General features: G+C 37.6%; 10 protein-coding genes. 7 read left to right on the forward strand and 3 right to left on the reverse strand.

The genetic code is table 11. From position 1 onward, the window contains the following. Positions 1-22 precede the first annotated feature (22 nt). A complete protein-coding gene (locus ABEA36_RS05680) occupies positions 23-1,612 on the reverse strand; it encodes an SEL1-like repeat protein (protein WP_345489709.1) in 1,590 nt (529 codons plus the stop codon). A 416-nt stretch (positions 1,613-2,028) separates the two neighbouring features. On the opposite strand from ABEA36_RS05680, the gene ABEA36_RS05685 reads away from it, so the two are divergent. Beyond that, positions 2,029-3,396 carry an L-cystine transporter gene (locus tag ABEA36_RS05685; protein WP_345489711.1) on the forward strand — a complete coding sequence of 456 codons (1,368 nt, stop codon included), beginning with the start codon at positions 2,029-2,031 and terminating at the stop codon, positions 3,394-3,396. Between the two features lie 79 nt (positions 3,397-3,475). Here ABEA36_RS05685 and ABEA36_RS05690 read toward each other — a convergent pair whose 3' ends face one another. Beyond that, positions 3,476-4,531, reverse strand: a complete 1,056-nt coding sequence (locus ABEA36_RS05690) for a hypothetical protein (RefSeq protein ID WP_345489713.1) — start codon at positions 4,529-4,531, stop codon at positions 3,476-3,478. Between the two features lie 232 nt (positions 4,532-4,763). Here ABEA36_RS05690 and ABEA36_RS05695 point away from each other — a divergent pair, with 232 nt between their 5' ends. The 5 genes from ABEA36_RS05695 to ABEA36_RS05715 are packed head-to-tail and all read left to right on the forward strand — an operon-like array spanning position 4,764 to position 10,136. Beyond that, positions 4,764-5,261: a MarR family winged helix-turn-helix transcriptional regulator gene (locus ABEA36_RS05695; protein ID WP_345489715.1), complete on the forward strand. Its 498-nt coding sequence runs from the start codon at positions 4,764-4,766 to the stop codon at positions 5,259-5,261. A gap of 3 nt (positions 5,262-5,264) precedes the next feature. Continuing rightward, positions 5,265-6,095 (forward strand): efflux RND transporter periplasmic adaptor subunit, encoded by an 831-nt coding sequence (locus tag ABEA36_RS05700; protein WP_345489717.1) that lies wholly within the window; start codon positions 5,265-5,267, stop codon positions 6,093-6,095. Between the two features lie 29 nt (positions 6,096-6,124). Further along, the gene (locus tag ABEA36_RS05705; RefSeq protein WP_345489720.1) at positions 6,125-7,876 is read left to right on the forward strand and encodes an ATP-binding cassette domain-containing protein; all 1,752 of its coding nucleotides are present in this window, start codon (positions 6,125-6,127) and stop codon (positions 7,874-7,876) included. Position 7,877: 1 nt separating this feature from the next. After that, positions 7,878-8,996 (forward strand): ABC transporter permease, encoded by a 1,119-nt coding sequence (locus ABEA36_RS05710; protein ID WP_345489722.1) that lies wholly within the window; start codon positions 7,878-7,880, stop codon positions 8,994-8,996. Positions 8,997-8,999: 3 nt separating this feature from the next. Continuing rightward, positions 9,000-10,136 (forward strand): ABC transporter permease, encoded by a 1,137-nt coding sequence (locus tag ABEA36_RS05715; RefSeq protein WP_345489724.1) that lies wholly within the window; start codon positions 9,000-9,002, stop codon positions 10,134-10,136. 72 nt (positions 10,137-10,208) lie between these two features. Here the strand turns inward: ABEA36_RS05715 and ABEA36_RS05720 are convergent, their stop codons facing one another. Continuing rightward, on the reverse strand, positions 10,209-10,988 hold the full coding sequence (locus tag ABEA36_RS05720; RefSeq protein WP_345489727.1) for a hypothetical protein: 780 nt from the start codon (positions 10,986-10,988) through the stop codon (positions 10,209-10,211). Between the two features lie 136 nt (positions 10,989-11,124). Between ABEA36_RS05720 and ABEA36_RS05725 the strand changes: the two genes are divergently transcribed. Next, positions 11,125-12,156 (forward strand): threonine aldolase family protein, encoded by a 1,032-nt coding sequence (locus ABEA36_RS05725; protein WP_345489729.1) that lies wholly within the window; start codon positions 11,125-11,127, stop codon positions 12,154-12,156. The last annotated feature ends 44 nt before the right edge of the window (positions 12,157-12,200 follow it).

The following is a 12,200-nucleotide window of genomic DNA, read 5'->3' on the forward strand; positions in this document are numbered from 1 at the left end:
TAAGGCCATTATCCTATTAGCCTTATCTTTCGATTAGGTTAGTCTCACTGAGATCCGCTAAACTTTGTATCGCCAGTTGATAATTTTGTTTTGCAGCAAGTTGATACCATTTTATCGCTTTCTCGGTATCTTTTTCAACGCCTAATCCATAGAAATACATGTTACCCATATTGTATTGCGCTAACTCATAGCCTTGCTCAGCCGCAAGCATATACCAGTTAATCGCTGTTTGATAATCTTGCTTAACAGCCCAACCATTAAGATACATCATGCCTAAATTATTTTGAGCAATGTCATAACCTTGATCTGCTGCCAACACATACAAATCCAGCGCCTTTTGATAATTTTGCTCAACACCGTCACCCGTCACATATAAATTAGCTAATTCACATTGTGCATAGGGATTATTTTGATCTGCTGCGAGCTGAAACCAACTCGCCGCGAGGGTTTTATCTTGATTAACCCCCTCTCCCGAACTATAGATTTGGCCTAAGTTATATTGGGCTAAATCATAACCTTGTTCTGCGGCTAATTGATACCATTTGAGCGCTAATTGATAATCTTTAGGCATATCAATACCATCAAAATACATAACTGCTAAATTATACTGCGCTAACGGGTAGCCTTGTTCAGCAGACTGTTGATACCAAGAAAACGCCGTACGATGATTTAATTCAACACCCAAACCATATGCGTACATTAAACCTAAATGGTATTGAGCAATATCGTAATGTTGATCAGCCGCGAGCTGGTACCATTTTAATGCGGTATGATAATCTTTTTCAACACCAATACCATCACGATACATCGTCCCTAAATTATTTTGAGCTAGTGCATAACCGTCATTAGCGGCAAGCAAGTATAAATTCATCGCGGATTGAATATCTTGTGTAACGCCATCGCCATTAATATATAAATTGGCTAATTCAAATTGGGCGTGAACGTTATTTTGATTAGCGGCCTGTTCATACCAATTTACAGCCATTGCTGAATTTTTGGGAACGCCAATCCCCAATTGATAAATTTTACCTAAATTAAATTGCGCTGAATCGAAACCTTGATTAGCCGATAGCTCAAACCACTTGATTGCTTCTTCAGTATTTTTTGGGGTACCGATTCCTTCGAAATACATTATGGCTAAATTATATTGAGCAACCAAATATCCTTGCTCGGCGGCTAACTTTGTCCATTTATACTCTTGGTCATGGTCTTCGACTACACCGAGCCCATAACCATACATGACGCCGAGATTATATTGGGCTAAATCGTAGTCCTGGTCTGCTGCTAGCTCGAACCACTTAAAGGCTTCTTGATAGTCTTTTGCAACCGCTAACCCATTACGATACATCAAACCTAAATTATTTTGCGCGGGTGCATAGCCCTGCTCGGCAGATAATTGATACCATTTTAAAGCAGTTGGGTAGTCTTGAAGGGTATCTAATCCTTCAAAGTACATCACCCCCAAGCTAAATTGCGCAACCGGATCATGATTATTGGCTTGACTGACCAGATCTGCTTGTTCAGATGGCGTTAAATATTCGGCTTGATTAGCATAAACACCATTTGTACTCAACAACAAACCAGTTAATAACACCCATAATTTTTTTTTCATTCGTCTTCTCATAAATAACTTTTTGATAATCTTAACATAAATTGTAAAACATTTTGTCTGACAGTAAGACCCCATTTTGTATACGCTTTGTGATCGTTTTGTAACGGTATATGATTTTTTTCATCCTGATATTGTTATCTAAATAAACGCTATTTTAGGATTTCATACCGATTAAAACAGTCTCTGTGATAATCATTCATAACATATTAGCTATTACTTTGATTGTTATTTAAGATAATACGTTTTAAGCTAGCGACCATTTCATCGTTCAAAGTCTTTTACAGTAAGGCATATGAAGGTATCCTTATTTTTTAGTTATTCTTTTTTCATATAAAGATATGCTTTTTGAACATAATCATGTCATCCGAATCTTTGCTACTATGGCAACATGAATGATTGATTAATTAGGAATAACTATGTTTGTTTATCTAAATCTTATTGCTTTTTTGGCTTTTCTCGTTGGATTAATTTATATCCATGTTCATTTTAAAAGTTGGAGTTTATCACGCAAAGTGTTTATCGCTTTAATTGCCGGTGTGCTATTTGGTGTGACATTACAAGTTGGCTATGGTGGTAATCAGTCCGACATTATTCAACAATCGGTTCAATGGTTTAACATTGTCGGTAATGGTTATGTCAAATTACTCCAAATGGTTGTGATGCCATTAATTTTAATGTCAATTTTAAGTGCAGTATCAAAATTACATAATGCATCTTCATTAGGTAAAACAAGCGTTTCAGTTATCTCGATTTTATTATTTACCACGATGATTGCAGCTATTGTTGCCATTTTAGTATCGCTGTTTTTTGGTCTCTCCGCTGAAGGACTTGCATCCGGCGTACAAGAACAAGCTCGTGCGGTAAAATTACAAGAGATTCAAACCGGTACTTTGGGTAATCTGAGTGCTCCCGATATGATTTTAGCGTTTTTACCCAGCAATCCTTTCCAAGATCTTGCTGGATTGCGTTCAACCTCAATCATCGGCGTGGTTATCTTTTCAGTGTTTCTTGGTATTGCAGCCATCAAACTCGTCAAAGACAATCCAGAACAAGGTCATAAATTATTATCAGGCATTGACACGATTCAACAATGGGTAATGAAGTTAGTGCGAATTGTTATTCAGCTAACGCCATATGGTGTGTTTGCATTAATGATAAAAATGTCAGCGACGTCTGACGCTAAGAGTATCTTGTCGTTAGGATTATTTATTATTGCATCTTATGTTGCATTAGCCATTATGTTTGTGGTGCATGGTATTTTGGTTCGCTTAGCCGGTGAATCATTTATCGGATATTTCAAAAAAATCATCCCGACAATGGCCTTTGCCTTTACGAGTCGTTCAAGTGCAGCCTCAATCCCGATGAATATCCAAACACAAGAAAAACGTTTTGGCGTACCAAGCAGTATCGCCAGTTTTTCAGCATCATTTGGTGCAACAATTGGTCAAAATGGGTGTGCCGGTATCTACCCTGCGATGCTAGCTATGATGATAGCACCAACAGTCGGTATTGAATTAAATTTACATTTTATGATTATGTTAGTCTTCGTGGTCACCATTAGTTCAATTGGTGTCGCGGGTGTCGGAGGTGGAGCAACGTATGCAGCATTAATCGTTCTACCGATGGTTGGTTTACCGATTGAAATTGTCGCACTGTTAATATCAATCGAACCAATTATTGACATGGGACGTACTGCATTAAATGTCAGTGGTTCAATGACAGCGGGTATTGTAACAAGCCATGTGTTAAAGCAAACCGATAAAACGATGATTGAACAAGAGTAATCTTTGAGTCTATCGTGCATGTAGTAATGCATGCACGATAGACTCACCATAAAATGAACTGATTTTCACGCCAATAATGCTAATTTGGCTTGGAAACGTAATGAGCTTGCCCGATTTCATTTGCAAAGTATTTTTTAACCGCCCTACGTGGTAATACTAACATCAAGATAAAACCAATCACAAAATGAGCAATATTCAATAAGCTCAATAGCACAATCATGACGTCACTGACATAATCATGTCTTATGCTCATCGAGAAGATGAAAGCTAACATACCATAAATTATGCCTATCACAATACCAAATAAGATAAAGTAAAGGTACGACCAGCCAACGGCTTTAAAAATTAATTTGAGCGGAACCGTGGTAAATTGTCGGGTAAAACAGTTTTTTACCGTAAAAAAGATAATTACAAAATATAGCATGACAATCAATACGCTGATGATGCTTGGTAAAATAGACACCACCAAGCGTTGAAATAATGGTAAATCTGCAGAAAAGCTTGGGTAAACATCAAAAAAGTGACTGATAAAATTCAACAGGATGGTATTACTGAACGATAATAAAAAAAGCAGATAAGGAGAAAGAAATATGAGGGTAAATAAAAACGCAAACACTGCGCGATGATTACCTAATGGCATGGTAAAAGGTTGCCGTTGTTGTTTATTAACAAGACCTAGTAATATAATTAAACCCATTAATATTATGGGTCTGACAGACATCAAAATAAAACTAATGAGATGATAATAAATGGTCAATACATGGTAATCAAACCTTTCACTCATCATTTTATAAATAGGTGATAGCGCTACACTTATCAAGCGAATTATCACCATATAAACAATACAAATGATCAGCAAACCTATCAGATGATTAAACGTAATCTTATGAATTTTTTGTTGAATAAAAAAAATCGTGGTAATAATAAACGCCATAATGGCATTATTTAAGTACTGGCTAAATAGCGCGTTATAAAAATAAATCGAGCCGATATAGTCTTTATTATTGGTTGTTAAGATAAAATATGCCCAAGAAATACTGAGACCACATAACATCATAAGAACAAAAATTGCCGGCAATTTAAATAGAGATTGCGATGAATCGACAGAATCATGAACATCCGTTGAATTGTGCATCGTGTATTGACACCCTAATAATAAAACTCAATTATAACAATCAAAAACCGATAAGCAATATGATGTTATCGAATACCGAATCGGTTTTAGCATATTGACAATATCCACTCATCAGCGCAATAAGATTAAAAAAATAAATATCTTAGATCAATGCATCATATTGCTAAAATAATTTCATTTGATATAATTTCATTTGAAATTAATTTTTGAGACTGTGATTATGCATTATTCAATGTCCACTGTACAAAAGCTGATTAACGATCATCAAAATCTTGATTTTGATTACCCCTATCAAGATATTTACCTTATTCGATTACTACAAACAACAACAAATGCATTGGCTGGGCATTTCGAGTCTAATTTTGCTAAATATCAACTCAATGATATGCGTTTACTTATGTTACTTGCTATCCAAAGTAAACATGAACACGGTATTAGACCATCTGAACTAAGCCAGCTCTTCCATATTTCACGTGTCAATATCACTCGTCAGCTCGATGCAATGACCAAAAATGGTTGGATTGAGCGCAAAATGGATCCAAAGGATCGTCGTTCGCAACAGCTTTTTTTAACGCGAAAGGGACAGCAATTTTTAAAGCAAGTCGCAACCCCGCTTCAACAACATTTGATAAAAGTACTGAGTTGTATTAGCCAAGATGAAAAAAACGTATTACTGAATATTCTCACGAAATTAAATAACCAAATTACAAACGATCAACCGTTGGAGTAATGTATGAAAAAGTTTTTAATTATTGCGGTCATTGCCATTATTGCAGCTGTCACTGGCTATTTCATTTGGCAAAATAACAGCAAAGATACCACAATAACATTATATGGTAACGTTGACATTCGTACGGTCAATAGCAATTTCCGTGTTGCAGGACGATTAACAGAATTATCGAAAGAAGAAGGTGATTATGTTAAGGTTGGCGATTTATTGGCAACGATTGACGACGAACCGTATCAAATCGGTTTGCAACAAGCACAGGCACAAGTTTTACAAGCCCAAGCCACTTATGATTATGCGGAACGTAATTTCCAAAGACAATCTGAATTAATGAAAACCAACGCGGTATCAAAAGATCAACTTGATAACAGCAAAACAGCACGAGATCAGGCTCAGGCTAACTTAGCGCTAGCCCTGGCAAATGTTGAACAAGCGAAACTTAATATCACCGATAGTCAACTTTATTCACCAACAGAAGGGACGATTTTAACTCGAGCCATTGAAGTCGGTACTATGCTCAATTCAGCCACAACCGTTTACGCAATCTCGATTGCAAAACCCATTTGGATTAAGGCTTATATTGATGAAATCAATTTAGCACAAGCCATACCTGGGCGAAAAGTGTATATCTATACTGACGCAAGACCAAATGAACCCTATATCGGTCAAATTGGCTTCGTGTCATCAACTGCTGAATTTACCCCTAAAACTGTACAAACTGAGGTATTACGTACTGACCTTGTCTATCGTTTACGTATCCAAGTTAATCAAAATGGTGAGGGTAAAGCGGATGAACTGTTGCGACAAGGTATGCCCGTTACCATCAAATTTCAATAGTCATGCCGTCTTAATGGGAGCCTATTTTAATGGTTAATCACTCTGCTGATAATCAAATTATTTTACAGGATGTCCAAAAATGTTTTGGCGCACAAAATAACCAACTTGTTGCCTTGCAATCCTTAACATTAACCATCAAAGCAAACGGTGTAACTGGGTTAGTTGGGCCTGATGGTGCAGGTAAAACAACCTTGTTGCGTATGTTAGCTGGGCTACTCAATCCAACGCAAGGCACGATTTCAGTGGCGGGGCTTAATCCTGCAATAGATGGCTCTGCGTTACGGGCTCAGCTTGGTTACATGCCACAAAAATTTGGGCTTTATGAAGATCTTACTGTACAAGAAAACTTAAATTTATTTGCGGATCTACGCAATATTCATGGCGAAGAACGCCAACACACATTTGCAAAGTTACTCGAATTTACCGATTTAGCAAGATTCACCCACCGCTATGCTGGTAAGCTTTCGGGCGGAATGAAACAAAAATTGGGGTTAGCATGCACATTACTTGGTGACCCTAAAGTCTTACTACTCGATGAACCTGGCGTCGGTGTTGACCCGATTTCAAGACAAGAATTGTGGAAAATGGTGCACGAGTTGGCCAAAGACGGTATGTTGATTATTTGGAGCACATCCTACCTCGATGAGGCCCAACAATGTCAGGATATTTTATTGCTTAATGAAGGCCAATTAATTTTTAGAGGTGTGCCAGACGAATTAACGCAAAGCGTAAAGGATCGTGTATTTTTAATTTCAGCCAATCAACCACATCGAACCTTATTACAAAAGGTATTAAAACACCCTGACGTCAGCGATGGCGTGATTGAAGGTGACAGTATTCGACTCATTTTTAAACAGCATATTGAACCCCAAAATATTGCGACATTGTTAGGCGATCCCTCTTTAATCGTTAAACCCGCTGTTGGTCGTTTTGAAGATGCTTTCATTGATTTGCTCGGGGGGGTTGAGACCAAAGAGTCAATTTTAACCAAAATTATGCAACCGATTGACTGTAGCAAACACGATATTGTCATTGAAGCACAAGATTTAACCAAAACGTTTGGTGATTTTACGGCCACGGATCATGTCAACTTTCGAGTGACACGGGGTGAAATCTTTGGTTTACTTGGCCCCAATGGTGCGGGTAAATCAACCACATTCAAAATGATGTGCGGCCTATTATCCATATCAAGCGGTAAAGCACTAGTGCTTGAAATGGATTTGAAAAAAAGTTCCATCAAAGCACGTCAACATTTAGGCTATATGGCACAACGTTTTTCACTTTATGATAAATTGACCGTTAAACAAAATTTAGCGTTTTTCTCTGGCATTTATGGGCTATTTGGTGAACTACAACAAACACGTGTTGATGAAATGATAACCGCATTTAACTTTCAACCCATTTTAAACAGAACACCAGAGGATTTACCACTGGGCTATAAACAGCGTTTAGCGCTTGCTTGCGCATTAATGCATAAACCCGAAATTATCTTTTTAGATGAACCGACTTCAGGTGTTGATCCGATTACTCGCCGCGAATTTTGGATTCACATTAACAGCTTGGTTGAAAAAGGTGTAACCGTTATGGTTACCACACATTTTATGGATGAAGCTGAATACTGTGATCGGATTGGCTTGGTCAATCGTGGTAAATTAATTGCATTGGGTTCGCCTGATGAGCTTAAGCAATCGGTGGCAAGTCAAGCGTTACCAGAACCGACCATGGAACAAGCCTTTATTGAGTTAGTCTTAAAATCAACTCAGCACAGTGATGGAGTCTAATATGGCATTTTCATTTCATCGTACTTTCACGCTATGTAAAAAAGAAACGCTACAAATTATTCGCGATCCAAGTAGCCTACTTATCGCCGTCATCATTCCTTTAATGTTATTATTTATTTTCGGTTATGGTATTAATCTTGATTCAAATAAGATTCGTGTCGGCGTATTGGTTGAGCAACAAAGTCAATCCGCTAATGATTTTGTTCAAGTATTAAATGGCTCACCCTACATTATTCCTATTATCGCAACACATCGTGCCGAACTTGAAGATAAAATTAATCGCGGTGAAATTCGCGGTATCTTAATCATTCCGATTAACTTTGCACAAAAAATGCAGGATAACCAAGCCACCATCCAACTGATTACCGATGGCAGTGAACCCAATATTGCCAATTTTGTACAAGGTTATTTGCTCGGTGCTTGGCAGATTTGGCGCGAGCAGCAAAGCCAAGATAACGCATCGCCAGCTTTAGCGGGGATTGATATAGAAACTCGCTATTGGTATAACGCAGCCGCAATTAGCCAACATTACATTTTACCTGGTGCAATTACCATTATTATGACGGTTATAGGGTCTATTCTCACTTCACTGGTGATTGCACGTGAATGGGAGCGCGGAACAATGGAAGCCCTTTTATCAACACCAATGACAAAGCTTGAACTCTTAATCTCAAAATTATTGCCCTATTATTTATTAGGGATTGTGGCTTTAGGAATTTGTTTAGTGGTTACTGTCTTTATTATGCAAGTGCCCTTTAGAGGATCACTCGCCTTATTGTTTATCATCAGTTCACTCTTTTTATTGACGATTTTGAGTATGGGATTATTGATTTCAACCCTAACACGCAATCAATTTAATGCAGCGATGTTTGCAATCAATATGGCCTTTTTACCTGCTGTGATGTTATCTGGCTTTGTGTTTGAAATTGACAGTATGCCGGCTATTGTCCAGCTCGTCACGTACATTATCCCCGCAAGATATTATGTCACATCGATGCAAACCCTATTTCTTGCCGGTGATATTCTCCCTATTTTAGCCATTAATGCCGGATTCTTACTGGCCTTTATGATTGTGTTGTTAACCATGACAATCAAAAAAACCAAATTAAATCTGGAGTAACTCATGGTACGTTTATTCGCAAAATTTACCACACTATATCGCACGATAACGCTGATCAAAAAAGAGCTGATTCTACTATTACAAGATAAGCAAACCCGCATTATTTTAATTATGCCCGTTCTGATACAGATTCTTGTTTTTCCTTTTGCTGCGACGTTAAATGTTACCAATGCCACGGTAGCCGTTTATCGTACCACTGTTGATCAGCCATCAACTGAAATTATTGACCACATTGCGCATGCCGACAGTTTTAGTAAAACCCTTTTCTTGCAATCTAGTCAACAGATTCAATCAACAATTGATGAACAAAAAGCGTTATTGGTGATTCGTTTTCCCGATGATTTTGCGAATCAACTGTTATCAGGCGCGAATCCGCAAATTCAATTAATTTTAGATGGACGCCATTCGAATAGTGCACAAATTGCAGCCAATTATGTGCAGCAAATTATTTTACAATATCAGCAAGATAAGCTTTGCCAATCCACGCAACAATGCGATCAAAATAACTTAGTTATTCGTCATTGGTTTAATCCAACACTTGATTATAAATGGTTTGTATTACCCTCTTTAGTGGCATTGATTACCACCATTGGTGTCCTGATTGTCACCTCATTATCGGTTGCAAGAGAACGCGAACAAGGAACCCTTGATCAATTGCGGGTTTCTCCCTTAACCACTTGGCAAATTTTTGTCGGTAAAGCTGTTCCTGCGATCATTGTTGCGACATTACAAGGTTCGATTGTATTATTGGCCGGAATTTTGCTATACCAAATTCCATTTCAAGGTTCGTTTATCTATTACTATATTTGTATTGTTTTTTATGGCTTGTCATTGGTCGGGTTTGGGTTATTTATTTCAGCCTTATGCTCCACCCAACAACAGGCTTTTATCGGCATTATTGTGTTTATGGTCCCTGCTATTTTACTTTCTGGCTATATTGCACCAGTTGAAAATATGCCTGAGTTTTTACAATATATGACATGGGTAAATCCCGTTAGACATTTTACCGAGCTGACAAAAGAGATTTATTTAAAAGATGTTAATTTTGCGATTATATGGCAAAATCTTTGGCCGTTAATGGTGATTACACTCGTTGTTGGGGCAATTGCGTATTATCTGTTTAAAAAGAAACTGGGTTAATTGTCGGATACATTAAGCGGGATGTGCTTTGTTAATAACAACCATAAAGCACATCAGTGATAGATTAAACATTTAACGGCTAGTTAGCCATTCTTTAAGCACTAACAAGTTTTGCTGTTGTACTATGCTCAGCCAATTGCGCTTTGCTTTACTGATGGTCGCAGGGCTCATAGTTAAGATGTGTTCCATTTGTTGATAGGATTTACCCGCAACAAACATGTCAATCATCTTAAGCCAATTTTCACTATGGGCTAAATGTTCAAGTCCTGTCCCTTTTAATTGACTGAAATAACGCCAACAACTTTTACATCGAAATTGAGCGCGTCCATCAGCGACTTTCTGTGTTTTGTGTGATTCACAATGTGGACACGTAGCTTGTGTTGTTTGCAAAATATTATTTACCCATGATTTAAGCTGTTCCACTTGTTCCTTGACAGCTTTAGGGACATCAGTCTCTGATGATGCTTGCTGGGTTTGATACCATTGATAAAGATCGGGGTAATGACTTTGCATATATTGCTCAATTACTTGACCACGACGCTTGATCAGCCACGCAGTGCTATCGGTCAATTCATGACGAATTGTTGCGTAGCTTTGACCACATAGCCGACGTTCGGCAATCACCGGTAACCATTCAAGTCGAGCTAATCGATAAAATGGCGTATTAAGGCTACGGTTGAAACTGCGTTTACAGGCTTTACAACGATAATAACCCGATGAAGAATGAATAACATATAAGTCATGATGCTGACAATAAGGACAAGCCGTCGGTGCTTCGGTTAATGCTTTAAGATCGGTAATTAAGGCATTTGCTTTGCCATGGAGTTTGACAGGTACAAAATGATGATACATATTAATTCCGCTGACCATTAATTGAAATGGCGCTATCTTACACTATAATCACATGCCACAACAATAATTTAACGAACAAATATTGCCTCATTTAGTGTATAATTCATCTCGAATAAATTTGAAACAGGACCCAACTATGTATAGCTTTACCAATGATTATAATGAAACTGCTCATCCTAAATTATTAGAGTCTTTATTGACGGCTTCAACACAAAAAAACAGTGGTTATGGTTTAGACACATATTGTGAAAAAGCCGCTGAAAAAATTAAATCACTGATCCAATCGTCGCAATCAGCAGTACACTTTTTACCCGGTGGGACCATTACAAATTTAGCCTTTATTAGCCATATATTACGTCCTTATCAAGCGGTGATTGCGGCTCAAACTGGTCACATTGCTGTTCATGAAACCGGTGCAATTGAAGCAACTGGCCACAAAGTGATTACGGTAAAATGTGAACAAGGTAAGCTGACACCCGAAGTGATTAAGCCCGTACTTGAAGAACATTGTGATGAACATATGGTACAACCAAAATTAGTCTATATTTCAAATACCACTGAATTAGGGACAATTTATAGTAAAAAAGAGCTTCAAGAACTCCACGCATTTTGTCAAAAACACCATTTGTATCTCTACATGGATGGTGCAAGATTGGCAATGGCATTATCTGCTGCTGAAAATGATTTAAGCTTCAGTGATATTGCAAAACTGACGGATGCATTTTATATCGGTGGGACAAAAGTAGGAGCTTTTGCGGGGGAAGCCTTAATTATTAACAATAATAACTTGCAAGCCGATTTTCGTTTCACGATGAAACAAAAAGGCGCAATCTTAGCCAAAAGCTGGATTTTAGGTGTGCAGTTTTTAGCGCTGCTTGAAAATAATCTTTATCTTGAGCTAGGTAAACACAGTAATGTGATGGCCAAACAATTAAACGATATTTTATCTCGATATGGATTTACTTTCACGATTGCACCGCAAACTAATCAATTATTCGTTAATGTTCCAGACACTTTGGTCAATTCGATTACACAACATTATGATCTCTTACCATGTGGAAAACCTGATAGTCAGCATAGCTGCTTACGTTTTTGTACCTCATGGTCAACTCAACAACACGATATTGATCGTTTTGAAAAATTTTTACAAACTGTCTGTCAAAAATAACTTGCTAACAAAAATAAAGTGTTATATGTTAATAACACTTTATT

The sequence above is a fragment of the Orbus sasakiae genome (assembly GCF_039542345.1).
Taxonomy (GTDB): domain Bacteria; phylum Pseudomonadota; class Gammaproteobacteria; order Enterobacterales; family Orbaceae; genus Orbus; species Orbus sasakiae.

What these genes read in the sequence shown, in the direction of transcription:
- ABEA36_RS05705 (WP_345489720.1), top strand. Translation starts at nt 6,125, where the DNA reads ATGGTTAATCACTCTGCTGATAATCAAATTATTTTACAGGATGTCCAA.
- ABEA36_RS05695 (WP_345489715.1), top strand. Translation starts at nt 4,764, where the DNA reads ATGTCCACTGTACAAAAGCTGATTAACGATCATCAAAATCTTGATTTT.
- ABEA36_RS05700 (WP_345489717.1), top strand. Translation starts at nt 5,265, where the DNA reads ATGAAAAAGTTTTTAATTATTGCGGTCATTGCCATTATTGCAGCTGTC.
- ABEA36_RS05720 (WP_345489727.1), bottom strand. Translation starts at nt 10,988, where the DNA reads ATGTATCATCATTTTGTACCTGTCAAACTCCATGGCAAAGCAAATGCC.
- ABEA36_RS05715 (WP_345489724.1), top strand. Translation starts at nt 9,000, where the DNA reads ATGGTACGTTTATTCGCAAAATTTACCACACTATATCGCACGATAACG.
- ABEA36_RS05685 (WP_345489711.1), top strand. Translation starts at nt 2,029, where the DNA reads ATGTTTGTTTATCTAAATCTTATTGCTTTTTTGGCTTTTCTCGTTGGA.
- ABEA36_RS05710 (WP_345489722.1), top strand. Translation starts at nt 7,878, where the DNA reads ATGGCATTTTCATTTCATCGTACTTTCACGCTATGTAAAAAAGAAACG.
- ABEA36_RS05680 (WP_345489709.1), bottom strand. Translation starts at nt 1,612, where the DNA reads ATGAAAAAAAAATTATGGGTGTTATTAACTGGTTTGTTGTTGAGTACA.
- ABEA36_RS05690 (WP_345489713.1), bottom strand. Translation starts at nt 4,531, where the DNA reads ATGCACAATTCAACGGATGTTCATGATTCTGTCGATTCATCGCAATCT.
- ABEA36_RS05725 (WP_345489729.1), top strand. Translation starts at nt 11,125, where the DNA reads ATGTATAGCTTTACCAATGATTATAATGAAACTGCTCATCCTAAATTA.